The sequence below is a fragment of the Bradyrhizobium retamae genome, assembly GCF_001440415.1.
Taxonomy (GTDB): domain Bacteria; phylum Pseudomonadota; class Alphaproteobacteria; order Rhizobiales; family Xanthobacteraceae; genus Bradyrhizobium; species Bradyrhizobium retamae.
Genome location: NZ_LLYA01000001.1, coordinates 198,087 through 212,777, shown reverse-complemented (window position 1 = coordinate 212,777; position 14,691 = coordinate 198,087). Strand labels below are relative to the sequence as shown.

The window sequence follows — 14,691 nt, the reverse complement described above, 5'->3', positions numbered from 1 at the left end:
CCTGCGAACGCATGCGAAAGCAGGGACGACGCCTTACTTCGACAAGTTCTCCAGCAACAAATTCAACGCCGTGCTCGCAAATTGCTGCATGTTCGCCTGCCGGTCGGCGCTCCCGGTTTCCAGCGTGAACACTTCGTTGTGCGGACCCGCGACCGCCATGCAGCTATGGCCCGCGGCATCGCCGTAGCGGTTGCCGGTTGGTCCCGTTGCGCCGGTTTCCGACAATCCCCAATCCGTTGAGAAGCGCTGGCGAACCTGGCTCGCCAGAAGTTTTGCGTAAGGCTCGGACGCCGAACGGATGCCTTTCATCGCCTCGTCGGGGATATCCATCAGCAGCCGACGCGCGTCGCGAGTATAGACCACGGCGCCGCCGAGGAAATAGGCCGATGCGCCCGGCACCGATAACAGCGCCGCCGAGATCAGGCCGCCGGTCGAGGATTCCGCCACCGAAATCGTCTGTTTCCGCGCGATCAGTTGGGTGGCAATCTTTTCGGCTATCGTAACAAGCTCTTTCATTTCAACTCCTGCGCGCACGCCATTGGTCCAGTCATGCCTTCCTAACACAGGAGGGTTACGCTTGCCGAGTTGCCGCGCACGCGCCGTCCTGATTGAATGCCTCAAACAACAGCGTCGACGCGACCATACGAGGAAACACCATGACGTCGCCGATCGCGGGTGGCGTGGACTGCGACTTGCATCCCGCCGTTCCGCATCTGACCAGCCTGTTGCCCTACATGAACGACTACTGGCGCGACCAGGTGACGACGCGCGGCATGACCGACCTGGTCTCGCAATCCTATCCCACCCATTCGCCGATCTCGTCGCGGCCGGACTGGCGGCCGGCGCAGGGCAAGCCGGGCGCCGATCTGGCCGACATGCAGAAGCAGGCGCTCGACCGGTTCGCCGTTCGTTTCGGCATCTGCAATCCGCTCTATGGCGTGCAGATGGTGTTCTCCGAAGACATGCAGGACGCGTTCTGCCGCGCGCTGAACAACTGGCTAGCCAAAGAATGGCTCGACAAGGACGATCGGCTGCGCGGCTCGATCGTGATCCCGACGCAAAGCGTCGAGAAGTCGGTCGCGGAGATCGAACGCCGTGCTGAGGATAAGCGCTTCGTGCAGGTGCTGATGCTGGTCATGGGCGACATGCCGCTCGGAAAGCGCGCCTACTGGCCGATCTACGCCGCCGCCGAACGGTTGGGCCTGGCCGTCGGCATCCATGCCGGCAGCGCCTATCACAACCCGCCGACCTCGATCGGTTGGGGCTCCTATCACATCGAGGACTATGTAGCCCAAGCGACCGCGTTCCAGACCCAGCTCACCAGCCTGATCGTGGAGGGCGTGTTCGCCCGCCATCCGAATCTGAAAATGGTGATGCTGGAATCAGGCTTCACCTGGTTGCCGGCCTATCTCTGGCGGCTGCACAAGTTCTGGCGCGGCATCCGGATGGAAACGCCGTGGGTCGATCGCGCGCCGCTGGAGATTGTGCGCAGCAACATCCGCTTCTCGCTGCAGCCGGTAGATGCGCCGCCGGATCCCGCAACCCTGAACCGCCTGTTTGACCATATGCAGTCGGACGAATTGCTCCTATTCTCGACCGATTATCCGCACTGGCAGTTCGACGGCGACGAGGCGCTGCCGCCGGGATTGTCGCCTGACCTTGTCCGCAAGATCATGATCGATAATCCGCTTAAGACCTACGGCCGATTGGAATTTGCGAAGGAGGCGACGCCATGAACATCCAGTTCCGTGACCGTCCGGAGCCTTCAGCGTCTGTCAGCGTCAAATCAGCGATTGCCGATTGCGATATCCATCCGGCACGTGCCACCAGGGACGAGCTCTATCCGTTCATGGCAAAGCGTTGGCATTCGCATCTCGAGACCTACGGCGTCCAGGCCTATCACGGCATGATGGAAGGCCCGCCCTATCCGAAGGCGCAGCCCAACGCCTCGCGCCGCGATGCCTGGCCGCCGGAAGGCGGGCCACAGGGCTCCTCGCTGTCCTTCATGCAGAAGCAGCTTCTCGATCCTTACAATGTTGCCCTCGGCGTGCTCAATCCGCTCGCCACCGGGCAGGGCCTGCGCAACCAGGATCTGGCGGGCGCGATCTGCTCCGCCATCAACGACTGGCAGATCGAGAAATGGACCAGCAAGGACAAGCGCCTGAAGGCTTCGATCGTCGTCGCCAATGAGGACGGCATCTCCGCTGCCGCGGAGATCCGCAAGCGCGCGGGCGATCCGAATTTTGTGCAGGTGCTGCTGCTCTCGCGCAATGTCGAGCCGCTCGGCCAGCGCCGCTACTGGCCGGTCTACGAGGCCGCGCAGGAGATCGGGCTGCCGGTCGGCGTCCATGCCTTCGGCTTCGGCGGCAATCCGCTCACCCCCTCGGGGTGGCCGAGCTTCTACATCGAGGAGATGGTCGGCCACTCGCAGTGTCAGCAGACCGCGCTGGCGAGCCTCGTGCTCGAAGGCGTGTTCGAGCGGTACCCAAAGTTGAAGATGGTGATGATCGAGGCCGGCTTCGGCTGGGCGCCGTCGCTGGCGTGGCGGCTCGACAAGACCTTTGAGAAGCTGCACAGCGAGGTGCCGCATCTGAAGCGAAAACCGTCGCAATATATTCGCGACCATATCTGGTGGACCACGCAGCCGATGGAAGATCCGGAGCGCCGCGATCACCTGTTCCAGACGATCGAATGGATCGGCTGGGACAAGCTGTTGTTCGCCACCGATTACCCGCACTGGGATTTTGACGAGCCGTCGCGCGTGTTGCCGGCCGGCGTCAGCGAAGCCAATCGCGAAGCGTTCTATCTCGGCAACGCCAAGAAGCTGTACGGAATTTCTTGATGGTTCGGCACGTCATTGCCCCGGTGGACGAATTGCCGCCGGGGACACGAAAATTCCTCGACATCGACGGCCGGCCGATCGCGATTTTCAACATCAAGGGCGAGTTCTTCGGCCTGCTGAACCGCTGCCCGCATCAGGGCGCGGCCTTGTGCGAGGGCCCGTTGATTGGCCTCGCGCAATCCTCCAGCCCCGGCGAGATCGAGTATACCAAACTCGGCGAAATCATCCGCTGTCCCTGGCACGGCTGGGAATTCGACATCCGCACCGGCCAATCCTACTGCGACCCGAAACGCTTCCGCGCGCGGGCCTATCCCGTCAATGTCGAGCCGGGATCGGCCGTGGTGAAGGGCCCGTATGTGGCAGAGACCATCGCGGTATCGGTCGAAAGCGACTACGTGGTAGTGGATCTATAGCGGCGTGTGTAACCGGCTGGGCTAACGATGTCGGTTCATTGGGGTAGGCGGACTACGCCCGGAAGTGACCCCGAAGTGACCCCACAGTCGCTGTAAGGTAATTGAACATTAGCTCATGAAGGATGCCAGCCATTGGCTCGCGAAATTATTCGAAACGCTCGGTTGAGCGACGCGCACGCAATTGCTGCCGTGCATGTGTCGGTGTCACGCACGACTTACGCTAATCTGCTCCCGGCTGAGACACTCGATCAATTTTCAGTCGAGCGCCGGGCAAAGCAGTGGCACAAGACCATCGAAATGCCGGATAGTGCCGGCATCGCGGTTTTTGTGGCGGAGGACGCAGACAACATGATTGTAGGCTTTGGCTGCTGTAGCCGGCAGCGTTCCGAAGTGTTAGCAGCAAAGGGGTTCACTGGCGAGTTTCAGTCCATCTACGTACTTCCGCTTGCTCAAGGTCGCGGGATAGGACGAACTCTGATGGCTGAGATGGCACGTTACCTCAGCAGTCTCGCAATATCGGGCGGTGCCTGTTGGACCTTGCGTGACAACGAAGTAGCGCGCCGGTTTTATGAAGCCCTCAACGGAGAGGTCGTGGGTGAGCAAGCGCACGGGCCGAGCACTGCAGTTGCTTTGATTGAGGTGGCGTACGGTTGGCGGCGCCTTGGTTCACTGCTAGGCGAATGACCGCTGTTGGCACATCGCGTCATTTCGCTGCGCTGCGGAACTTGGCCGCTGTCGGGGTATGGCGGACATCGATCAAGCCGCATCGATCAAGCTCGATTAGCGGAAAGGCGTCCTAACCCGTACGGCCCGCCTCACTCGCAAACACGCTCGGCGTGCAAAGCTGGCGGCTGTGGGCCTGCCAATTGGCTTCCGTATCTTCCCGCGGAGTGCTAGCGTTCAAGCCGAACCCACTCATCTGGGGGAAATATTCACATGAGTGGGCGGGCTTCCATTGCTTTTTCCGACCGATCTGACCTCATTTCTCGAGCTCATCCGCCAGCACGGCGATGTGGCCTACAGCCTCATGTTTGCCTATGCGGCCTCGCATAGCCTGCTGCTTGCGCTATTTGCGGGCTACGCGGCGCACTCGGGTGCGCTGGGTCTTGGAACGCTCATCGTGGTCTGCTGGTTCGGCAGTTTCGCCGGCGACGTCATTCGCTTCTGGATCGGGCGGCGTTACGGCCTCCGCCTGCTGGATCGTTTCCCGCGGTTTGAGCGCCCCGTCCAGACCGCAGTCCGGCTGACAGAGCGCCACTATGTCTGGATGATCCTGTTTCATCGCTTCCCGCACGGTATTCGCGGGGTCGCGGGATTCGCCTACGGAATATCGCGGCTGCCCTGGTCGACCTTCCTTGCGCTCAACTTCGTTGCGGCAGGTCTTTGGTCCGGCGCCGTTGTCTCGGCCGGCTATGCCTTCGGTCAGTTCTCGGAGAAGTCGATCAACAATGCCTCTTCGGGCCTGGGCATCGTGATGTTGGTCGCGTTCCTCGGCCTGTCATGGTTGCTCAGCAGGAAGCTCGATCAGATCGCAGAGCGGTACTGACGCAAGGTGCGCTCGCCTGTACCGATGTCGATGGGGCGTGCATATCGCCTCAGGCGCCGAGGAATCCCCGTCGCAGCAATCCGGCCAGCGCGCCGCGCAGGCTGGCTTCATTGGCGATGTTGCCGCGAGATGTGCTGAAAAGCCGAACTACCAGCCGCTGATATTGTTCGGCCGTAGGTTCAAGGCGCGCGAGCACTGTCTCGCGGAATCGCGAGACCATTGATATGTCGGTCCATCCCAACCCTTCCAGATGAATCTGATATCGCCAGCCGGCAAGCTCGAGGGCGTTGCCGGCCGGACCCGAAAAGCGCACCGAGGTCGGTGACACTGCGAGCAGGCGACACGACAGGATTTTCCCTTCGCCCGACAGCCAGGCGGGCTCATCGGTTTCGAACATGTCGCCAGGACGGGGCAATTCGAAGCAGACGAGAAACGCGATGAAGGCGATCAGCATCGCGATGCCTGCCCACAGCAGATTGAAGAAGTCGAGCAAGGAAATCTCGCTGGCCGCATAAGGCGAGATGAACGCCCAGAGGATGCTGGCGGCAGAACTTGCGGAGATCAGTCCAAAGATCGCTGCAAGCTTCCACTGCACGCGTGGCGTCGAGCGGTCGCCGCCTTTGTCGGTGACCTTGAACGGGCGGCCGAACGGCTTGACGATAGCGCTCAAGAGCGTCGCCGTCACCGCAAAGCAGGTGACCGCGTGTGTGGCCTCCATGAATAACGGCAGCGTCCGCCCGCGCGAGATCCAGCCCATGTAGATGATTTGACCGAGCAGCGCCGGCAGGCCGTAGCGCAGGAAGGTATGGTAATCGGCTTCGAAGGCGGGCACGCCGCCGAACCAGTAGATCGTCGGCGCGATCAGCAGCAACACCATGAATGGTTTGCTGAGCCAGTTCAGCACCCCGTGAAAATAGTGCCAGCGCTGGGTGAAGCTGAAGCCGCGGCCGAATAGCGGGCCATTGCGCAGCAGAGCGACCTGTATGGTGCCAAGGCACCAGCGAGCGCGCTGGGTGATGTATTCGGGGATGCCTTCGGCGGAAAGCCCGAAGCTGATCGGTTCGTTCAGCCACCAGGTACGGTAGCCGTGCGCAAGCATCGTGTAAGTGAGATTGATGTCTTCCGAAATCGCTTGCTGCGGGAAGCCGCCGATCTCGTCAAGCCGGTCGCGGCGAACGACAAAGGAAGTGCCGACGCAAAACGAGCAGCCCCACGCGTCCTTGGCAGGCTGAAAGACGTCGAAGAAGAAGCGTTGATCGTCGACCCAGCTCTTCCCGGCGAGCAGATTGTGCTGGATCGGGTCGGCGTTGTGGTAAAACTGCGGCGTCTGCACGATCGCAACTTCCGGATCGGACAGCAGCAGGCCGACCGTGCGTTTCAAGAAATCCTGCCGTGGGGCAAAATCGGCGTCGAGCACCAGGATGACGGGCGCATTGGTCTCGCGCGCGGTCGCCATCAGCCCATTATTGAGATTGCCGGCCTTGGCGCCGTTGTTGTCTGGTCGCGTCACCTGACGCGCACCGACTTTTTCGCAATACTCCCGCAGCCAGTCGCGCCTGGTGTCGTCGAGCACCCAGACCGTCGCATTGGGATAGTCGAGCGCCAGCGCGCTGAGGATCGATCGTTCGAGGATTTCTAGCGGCTCGTCATAGGTGCAGATGAAGATGTCGACGGCGGGGAAGCCACGCGATCTCGATAGTTCACGTTGCGCCGCGTCGGCCTGCGCGGAGCGATCCGTGCTGCGGAACAGGATGACGATCGAGATCAGCGTGTAGAGAATGGCAAGAAATTCAAACGAGATGAACAGCCGCGGCCACAGGCTTTCGGCCGATAGCGCAAACGGCGGTAACGTATCGTTCCATCGCCAGAGCCCATAGAGGATCAGAAGGGCTGAAGCCGTGATGCCGAACAGGATACGGTCCTCGGCATGCAGCGGATCCAGCAGTCGCGCCATCACCAGAAGCCCTAGGAGGATTCCCATATCCATGGTGAGGATCGATAGGTCATCGCCGGCGCTCGGGAACATCATCGTATCTTTTCCCCGGTGAACGGATTCCAACCCGTTTCGGCCAGCGCCGCCCATGCCGTCGCGCCGAGGTGCGGGCGGCGGTAGTAGAAGAAGTCGGGCACGGCGCCAGTGGGATCGATCGACAACCCCGTCGTCAGTCGCGCGGTGCGTGCGGCGTTGAGCAGGCCGGAGCGCGTTTGGTCGGCTTTCAAATTGGCCAGCAGCCGATCGCTCCGCGATGTGTTGCCGCTGATCCGGTGGGCCAATGCCGCCTGCGCCGTTCCTTCGACCCAGATGCCGTCGCGGTCGCCGTTGAAATCGAAACCGCCATCCACCGCCAGGTGAGTTTGCGCGAAATCAAGCGTGCTTCGCCAGGCCGCAGGCGCGTCTGGCACGGCCATCCATGGCCAAAGCTGAGCGTCGAGCGCGAGCAGGCCTTCATCCGCAAGACTGCCGTCTGGCTTGGTGCCGAGCAGGAAGTGATTTCCGCGGAAGCTACGGTCGAGCAGCCGCCGGGCCCGCCCGGCCGCGTCGGCGTATTTTGGCTCGCCGGTCAGGCGCAACAACCAACTCGCGGCGGCGTGGACGTCGGCATTGTGCTCGGTCGACATCCAGGTGAGCGTGACCTGCTGCGGATCGTAGCCATGAACGCCACCGCAGAACCCATCGCCGCAGGCGGTCGTGGCGATGACCCAATCGATCAGGCTTCTGGCGTCGGCGAGATACTGCCGATCGTGCGTCGCCTGGTGCAGCGTCAGCAGCGCCAAGGCCGCCCATGCAACGTTGCCGGTCGAGGTGCCGTCCTGCGCCGCATCCTCGGCCCAGATCCTGGCGTGCTCATCCCACCATCCCGGTAGATTCGGAGCCCCGTTGCCAACCAGGCCGGCGCGATAGGCGTTGCGAACCCGATGATCGTGAAAAGTCCGGTCGTTGCGGGCCGCCCGGCTCAATGCGTTACCGATCGGTTTGGCATCCGGCACGTTGCCGCAGGCGATCAGCGCAATGACGGCGAGCGCGTTGTCATAGACAAACGCCGTCGTGGCAATGCCCGCCGGCAGGTTTGCTTCGCCATCGCCAGGTTCATAACTGCGGATGAAGACGGCGTCGGCTTCGCCGGTCAGCGGCGCCACCGCCTTGTTGAGCCCGGCACAAAACGGACCGCCGCTCTTTTCCGGCTGCTTGCTCGCAACCGGCGTCGAACCCAGGACCATTGCACATAACGCCATCCCGATCGCGTGCTTCATCGCGATACGAGCGTGCGAGTGCGGGACCACCAGTTTTCATCGGCCTTCGGCGCCTCGGGCTGGGGCATGCCGGAACGGGGTTGATCCGCATCAATCGGGTGGCTTTGCGCGGTCTCGCTGTTGCGGCCATCATCATGCGTCCACGAGGCCATGAGATTGCCGAGCCGCCGCCAGGTAACCGACATCGACGGCACAACGCCGTTGTCGCGCGTGACGGTGACCCACTGGCCGACCGCGCAGGCCGCGGCGTCCGAAGCCTGCGTTTCCCGCACCGGCGCGCCAGCCTCGTTCGCGCCTTCAGGCGTAATGATCGCATAGAGCTCGCGCCGCTCGGTTTGCGGAAACGGCACGGCAAAGCGCTCATCGACCTTGTCGCTGGTCTTCGGTAACACCGCGCTGACGATTCCGGTACGGAACGTGCTCCCGTCGATGCGGACACGGGTGCCGGGCATCATATTCTGTCCTTGCCGGTACGAGAAAATGGCAACCACGAAGCGCTTGTCGCAATCAACGATGGAGCTGATGGTATCGCCGGCGTTGACGTGACGCCCCATCGCAGCGCCGATAGTCAGCACCTTGCCGGGGCCGCGGGAAAGGACGTCCGCTCCTGCCAGGCTCGCAAGCCGCTTCTGCTCAGCGTCGATCAGGCGCTCCAGGTCGCCGAGGACGGCGGATTGCTGCCGCTCCTCGATCTCCATGCGCTGGGCGTCGAGATCGATGTCCCTGCGCTTTTGCGCCAGATTGTTGAGCCCAACCAGTTCCTCTCCGACATAGATTCCCCTGTTCAAGGCATCGAGCTGCGCAATCTTCTGATTGAGCTTGGCGCGTTCCGCGTCCGCATTGTGCATGGCCGCGGCATATTGCTGTGTGGTCGGCCTGAGCATGTCCATACTTGCCGTATTGCGCGTCACCATGTTGCTTTGCCGTTCTACCAAAACCTTCTTTTCGCCGCTCTGGGCATTGGATTGCGACACGCGGGCGCGCAGCTCCTCGATCTGCAACTGGAACTTCATCTTGAGCTGCTCAGTTTGGCTGGCGAGTTCGGCCTCGAGGGAAGCAACATAGGCGCGGTCGGATGCGCCCTTTGCCCGCGTCGCGTCGAGCTTCTGGCGCGCATCGGATGATTTTTCTTCCAGCGAGATCAGCGTGCTGCGGTCAACCCTTGGATTGCTGATCTGTGCCAGTCTGTCGCCGTCGCGAACGTCGCGGCCTGGAAGCGCCGTCAGCGTGTCGATTTCGCCGCTGATCGGTACGGTCAGCAGCGTCACCGGCGCGTTGACAACGGCGCGGTCGGATTGATCGGCGGTAATCGGCGGAGCCGCGGCCGTCACCATCAACGCCGACAACAGCCCGGCGACACCGACGGCGGAAACTCTCAGGATGGTCGGGTGGCGCCGGGCTCTCGGCGGGAGGCCGTGGTCCAGCCCGGAGGAACGTTCCGTCGCACCGGCGTTGAATAGATTGTTCATCCGCTCTCTCTCGGTTGGTGGCGCCCGAAAAAGCGCTTCCTCATTAACCGGCTCCGGTTCCTCCGGCGGCCTTGTTAATGCACTGCAAACAATGCAGGGCGCGATTGGTTCGGGTCAGTTCGGGAAAAAGCTGCAGAAACTTTCGGCGTGAAGGCGCGGTGAATTCGCGTTTCCAGCGATCACGTCTGCGACATCATCAAACGAACGCCGCGCTCCCAACATCACCGTTACCGCACGAGAGGTCTGTTCCCTCCCCCGCAAGGGCGAGGGAGCCGACTTGCCGACATGGCGAGACGGTCCGCTCGCGATGACGTAGAAAGGCGGCGCCGCTACTCCGCCGTCCCCTGTGCCATCGCTCTTCGCTCCATTGCATAGCGCACCAGGGCGGCAAAGCGATACATGCCGTGCACGAACTTGCCATAGGGCATGGTGACGAACAGCGAAAACACCACGCCGAGATGCAGCGCCAGCAGCGGTCCCATCGCTGCGGTCTCGCGCAAGATCAGCAGCGCCATGCCCGTGAGACTCGTCAGGAACAGCATCGCGATGAACGCGACATCCATGCCGTAACGCGCTTCATCGACCAGGATGGAATCGCGCTTCCATCGTTCAGCGAGCAAACCGATCGGCCCGATCAACAGCCCGATGCCGCCGAGCGTGCCGAGCACCACGGGTAGATCCCACCACGGATACGGCGCCTCGCGCGCCAGCAGATAGTGATAGAGCGTTGCGACGCAGGTCGAGGCAAAGCACAGCGCAAAACCGTAGAAGGTGAGGTGATGATAGAGCCGGCGGTGGTCGGTCGGACGGTCGTCCTCGTTGAAGCAGCCGACGCCGCCGCCGTCGAGATAGCGCAACTCGCCGGCGTCGCGGATGGCCTGCAACAGCGCGCGTGCATCGGTCTTCATGCCGATGGGCTCGCCGATGTCGCGCCAGAAGGCGCGCACGCCCATCGCCAGCGCCCCGATAGCGTAAAGGAACGCCGCGCCGAACAGGGCTGCCATCGCATTGTGCGGCATCAATTTGTAGAACGCGCCCGGCCCGGTATGCGTGCCAAACAGCACCTGGCGATCGTGCAAGGCGGCGAAGCCGAAAATGAATGCGGCGACGCTGAGCGCGGCAACGAGGCTGATGACAAGTCCGTTGCGCGCGAACGTGCCCGCGAAGGCGCGTGGCCATGCATAGGCCGCATAAGATTCCGCGCGCGCCACCGCGAGCGTCCTTGGCACATTGACGTTGAATTCGTGCGGCGGCGAGAACTGGCAATCGGTGTAGCAGGCGCCGCAGGCGTGGCAGAGATTGGCGAGATAATTGAGATCGCCGTCGGAAAAGGCCCGGCGCATTTCCATCGCTGGAAACACTGCGCAGAGGCCCTCGCAATAGCGGCAGGAATTGCAGACCGTCATCAGGCGGTCGGCCTCCTCCAGAATCTTCGTTCCGTGCATGATGCGCTGCTTCCTGCCCTCGCGGCCAACCCGGTTATTTCGTTAACCCCTTGCCCTCCAGCCACTTCTGGATCAGGGCGGCGACCTCGGCGTTGTTCCTGTCCATCATCACCATGTGCGAATTGCCCTTGATGCCTGCTTGCGGCAGATCGACGACATCGACGCTGCCGCCCGCCGCCTTGATCGCGTCCGCAAACGCAAGGCCGTTGGCGCGAATCTTCGGCCAGCGCGAATCCTTCTCGATGTAGTCGCCATAGACGATCAGCGTCGGAATGTTCTTCCGCACGTCGACCTTGGCGGGATCGCCGACGCCGGCCGGCTCGATCGCAATCAGCGCCTTGACCTTGTCGGGCCGCGCCTGCGCCACCTTGAAGCCGAAACTGCCGGCCTGGCTGTGGAACAGGATGACGGAAGGGCCAACGCGGTCGATCTCGGCGATATAGGCAGCGATGATCGCATCATCGGTGGTGGTCCAGCGCGGCACGTTCTGCTTGACGAAATTCTCGTAGCCTTCGTTCGGAAACTGGCTGCCCGGCATCAGCTTCCGCTTGGCCGGATCGGGATTGTAGGAGCCGATGCCGTCGCCGATCCGAAACCGCTCGAACGGATTGGCTGTCGTGAGGAATACCGGCTCGCTCTTGAAGATATCTGGATATTGCGCCCAGCCGGCGCGGCCGCGCTCGACCGCGTCGGAGTTGTAGACGGCCCAGCCCTTGCGCAGAAAATAGTTCAGCCAGCCCTCGCGCCCGTCGGGCGTCGTCTCGTAGGTGACGCCGGTCAGGCCGCCGCCATGCCACATCAGAAGTGGATAGGCGCCCTTTTCGTTCGCAGGCAGAAAATACTGCACGTACATCTGCTCGACCTGATAGGTGCCGTTGGGATCGACTTTTGCCGGCACACCGCCGGGGGTGAAGGTCACTTCCTTCACCGGCTTGCCGGAAATTTCGACCAGCCGGCCGCCGACATGGAACGAACCCATGTCGCGTAGCGCGATCGGCTCGGCGGCGTGGGCCAGCGTCGCGTTCATTAGAACTGCCGTAGCAGAAATAATCGCAAGACGAGTCATGATCTCTCCCTCTGGCTTCTCCCTCTCCCCGCCAAGAGCGGGGGCAAGGTGGCTCGCTAATTCCGCGCATTCTTCGCCGCTTCCCGACCCGCGACCCGACCGAACACGCTGCCGATGGTCATCCCGATGCCGGCCGCATAGCCCTTGCCGAGTACGTTGCCGGCCATGATCTCGCCGGCCGCGAACATGTTGGCCGAAGGCTTGCCGTCCTTCATCACCATGCGCGCCTGCCTGTTCACGCGGGTGCCGAGATAGGTGAAGGTGATGCCGGGCCGCACTGGATAGGCGAGGTAAGGCGGCGTCTCGATCCGGCGCGCCCAATGCGTCTTCGGCGGCGTGATGCCCTCAGTGCGGCAATCGTCGAGAATGGTGTGATCGAACGTGCCGGACCTAACCGCGGCGTTGAATTCGGCGATGGTCTTCTCCAGCGCCGCCGGATCGAGTTCGAGCTTGGTGGCCAACTCGGCAATACTCCCGCCCTCGATCGGCGGAAACAGCGTCGGCATAAAACTGTTGCGAACGGAGGCATCGAAGATGATGTAGGCAATCTGGTCCGGTTGCGCGGCCACTAGCCGCCCCCAGATCGCGTAACGCTTCGGCCAGATATCCTCGCCCTCGTCGTAGAAGCGCTGGGCGTGCTTGTTGACGACGATGCCGAACACAACCGAATCGTGGCGGGTGATGATGCCGCCGTCGAATTTCGGTGCGCGAGCGTCGATCGCAACCGCATGGCATTGGGTGGGATCGCCGATGTCCTGCACGCCCTTGTCGAGCAGCATCTTGAGAATCGAGCCGCGGTTATAGGGCGTGCCGCGGATCAGGAAATTATCCGCCGCCTCGCCCCAATATTCCTTCAGCCATTCGATATTGGCTTCAAAGCCGCCGGCGGCGGCGACCAGTGCGGAAGCGCGGATTTCGCTCGTGCCGTCGATCGGCTGCTTCAGCTTCGCCGACAGGAACATGCCGTGTTCGATGTCGAGGTCGATCACCTCCGCATCGTAGACAATTTCGACGCCGAGCTTTTCCGCGGTGAGATAGAGCGCGTTCAGCATCGCCCGCCCGCCGCCGAGGAAGAACGAGTTGGTGCGGCCGAGGCTCAGCGTGCCGCCGAGCGAGGGCTGCCAGCGCACGCCCTGTTCGACAATCCAGTTCAGAATGTCCTTGGACTCCCTGATCATGAATTTCGCCAGTTCCTCGTCGGTCTGACCGCCGGTCAGCCGCAACAGATCGTCCCAGAACTCCTCTTCCGTGTACGGCCCGGTGAGAATGTCGGTCGCGGCATCGTGCGCGCAGCGCATGTTGCGGGTGTGGCGGGTGTTGCCGCCGCGATAAAATTTCGGAGCGCCTTCCAGCACCAGCACGGAAGCACCTGCGCGCCGGGCGCTGATGGCGGCGCAGAGAGCGGCGTTGCCGCCGCCGATCACCAGCACATCGAACTTGACTGTCAAATCGGCCATGCGCTCTTGTTGTCGTTGTTGGCCTCAAAAATCAAACCGGCGCTCGGCCAGGCAAATCCATCCGCCCGCGATTTTCTAGCCTGATGCAGCGGCCGCGTCACGCCTCTCGTGCGCCTGCATCAGTAATCAGCATGGCTGCATGCGACCATGTCGCATGCATCTGGCTGTGCGGGATATCTGCACGCTCAGGCGCGGTTCTGAACGGAGGCGAGCAGCCATTGCCGGAAGGCCGCGAGCTTTGGCGGATCGGCTCTACCCGCCGGCGAGACCAGGTAGAATCCGGCATCGACCGGGAAAGCCATCTTGAAAGGAACGACCAGGCGTCCCTTCGCGATGTCCTCCTGCACATAGGCGGTGCGGCCCATCGCAACGCCGAGACCGTCGATCGCCGCCTGCACCGTCATGAAGATCATGTCGAAGGTCACGCCCGGCTGTTTGGAAAAATCGGCCGGCAGCCCGGCCGCCGTCAGCCACAGCCGCCAGTCGTCGCTATTCGCGTTGCTGGTATGCAGCAGCACGTGATCCCGGAGGTCTTCGGGGCATTTCAGCGGCTTGTTCCCCTTGAGCAGCGCCGGACTGCACACCGGAAAGAGTTCGTCCGCCATCAGCCAGTCGGCGCGAACGCCAGGCCACTGGCCGCGGCCGTAGCGGATCGCGGCATCGACCTTGTCGCGCTGGAAGTCGACGAGATTGATCGAGGTCGTGATGCGAACGTCGATCCCCGGTTGCGCTTCCTGAAAGGCCGTGAGGCGCGGCAGCAGCCATTTGGCGGCCAGCGAGGCCAGCGTCGATACCGTCAGCACATGGTCGTCGTCTTTGCGCAGCAGGCGGTCGGTCGCGAGCCGGAGATCGTTGAAGGCGGCGCGGATGCCGGGAAGGTAGTCCTGCGCTTCCGCCGTCAGCGTCAGCGAGCGGTTCTGACGGACGAAGAGGCGAACCCCGAGCTCTTCTTCCAGCCGCTTGATCTGGTGACTGATCGCGGTCTGCGTGACGTTCAGCTCGGAGGCGGCCTGCGTGAAGCTCAGATGCCGGGCGGCTGCCTCGAAGGCGCGCAGACCGTTCAGCGACGGCAGTCTGCCGGTCATTGCCGGATTCTCCCTCAATTCATGAGTTTATATCATCCGAAGCGGTACAAAGTGTCGTTTGTGAACGGCCCCAATAGCGCAGATATTAGCGCCAACAGATTACTACAGGAGCCGAA

Annotated in this window: 13 protein-coding genes; 5 read left to right on the top strand and 8 right to left on the bottom strand. The window is 62.4% G+C overall.

Going from position 1 to position 14,691, the window contains the following annotated elements; translation table 11 throughout:
* Positions 1 to 33 precede the first annotated feature (33 nt).
* On the bottom strand, positions 34 to 516 hold the full coding sequence (locus CQ13_RS00980; RefSeq protein WP_057841153.1) for a CinA family protein: 483 nt from the start codon (positions 514 to 516) through the stop codon (positions 34 to 36).
* A 140-nt stretch (positions 517 to 656) separates the two neighbouring features.
* On the opposite strand from CQ13_RS00980, the gene CQ13_RS00975 reads away from it, so the two are divergent.
* From CQ13_RS00975 to CQ13_RS00955, 5 genes are all read left to right on the top strand, one after another.
* Positions 657 to 1,736: an amidohydrolase family protein gene (locus CQ13_RS00975; protein WP_057841405.1), complete on the top strand. Its 1,080-nt coding sequence runs from the start codon at positions 657 to 659 to the stop codon at positions 1,734 to 1,736.
* On the top strand, positions 1,733 to 2,842 hold the full coding sequence (locus CQ13_RS00970; RefSeq protein ID WP_057841152.1) for an amidohydrolase family protein: 1,110 nt from the start codon (positions 1,733 to 1,735) through the stop codon (positions 2,840 to 2,842). The genes CQ13_RS00975 and CQ13_RS00970 overlap by 4 nt, the downstream gene beginning before the upstream one ends.
* Positions 2,842 to 3,255: a Rieske (2Fe-2S) protein gene (locus tag CQ13_RS00965; protein ID WP_057841151.1), complete on the top strand. Its 414-nt coding sequence runs from the start codon at positions 2,842 to 2,844 to the stop codon at positions 3,253 to 3,255. The genes CQ13_RS00970 and CQ13_RS00965 overlap by 1 nt, the downstream gene beginning before the upstream one ends.
* Before the next feature lie 132 nt (positions 3,256 to 3,387).
* The gene (locus CQ13_RS00960) at positions 3,388 to 3,939 is read left to right on the top strand and encodes a GNAT family N-acetyltransferase (protein WP_063800014.1); all 552 of its coding nucleotides are present in this window, start codon (positions 3,388 to 3,390) and stop codon (positions 3,937 to 3,939) included.
* Positions 3,940 to 4,210: 271 nt separating this feature from the next.
* A complete protein-coding gene (locus CQ13_RS00955) occupies positions 4,211 to 4,801 on the top strand; it encodes a DedA family protein (protein WP_057841149.1) in 591 nt (196 codons plus the stop codon).
* 49 nt (positions 4,802 to 4,850) lie between these two features.
* Here CQ13_RS00955 and CQ13_RS00950 read toward each other — a convergent pair whose 3' ends face one another.
* The 7 genes from CQ13_RS00950 to CQ13_RS00920 all read right to left on the bottom strand — a co-directional run bounded on the left by CQ13_RS00950 (position 4,851) and on the right by CQ13_RS00920 (position 14,575).
* Complete coding sequence (locus tag CQ13_RS00950) at positions 4,851 to 6,827, bottom strand: glycosyltransferase family 2 protein (protein ID WP_082637269.1); 1,977 nt, start codon at positions 6,825 to 6,827, stop codon at positions 4,851 to 4,853.
* Positions 6,827 to 8,020: a hypothetical protein gene (locus CQ13_RS00945; RefSeq protein WP_245308972.1), complete on the bottom strand. Its 1,194-nt coding sequence runs from the start codon at positions 8,018 to 8,020 to the stop codon at positions 6,827 to 6,829. Before CQ13_RS00945 ends, CQ13_RS00950 begins: the two co-directional genes overlap by 1 nt.
* A gap of 29 nt (positions 8,021 to 8,049) precedes the next feature.
* Entirely contained in the window at positions 8,050 to 9,522 is a 1,473-nt protein-coding gene (locus CQ13_RS00940) for an HlyD family secretion protein (RefSeq protein ID WP_245308971.1), read from the bottom strand.
* Positions 9,523 to 9,851: 329 nt separating this feature from the next.
* Positions 9,852 to 10,967, bottom strand: coding sequence for a tricarballylate utilization 4Fe-4S protein TcuB (gene tcuB / locus CQ13_RS00935; RefSeq protein WP_057841147.1), 1,116 nt, complete (start codon positions 10,965 to 10,967; stop codon positions 9,852 to 9,854).
* A gap of 34 nt (positions 10,968 to 11,001) precedes the next feature.
* Positions 11,002 to 12,033, bottom strand: coding sequence for an alpha/beta hydrolase (locus CQ13_RS00930; protein WP_057841146.1), 1,032 nt, complete (start codon positions 12,031 to 12,033; stop codon positions 11,002 to 11,004).
* Positions 12,034 to 12,089: 56 nt separating this feature from the next.
* Positions 12,090 to 13,481: an FAD-dependent tricarballylate dehydrogenase TcuA gene (tcuA, locus tag CQ13_RS00925; RefSeq protein WP_057841402.1), complete on the bottom strand. Its 1,392-nt coding sequence runs from the start codon at positions 13,479 to 13,481 to the stop codon at positions 12,090 to 12,092.
* Between the two features lie 194 nt (positions 13,482 to 13,675).
* Positions 13,676 to 14,575 (bottom strand): transcriptional regulator GcvA, encoded by a 900-nt coding sequence (locus CQ13_RS00920; protein ID WP_057841145.1) that lies wholly within the window; start codon positions 14,573 to 14,575, stop codon positions 13,676 to 13,678.
* Between the last annotated feature and the right edge of the window lie 116 nt (positions 14,576 to 14,691).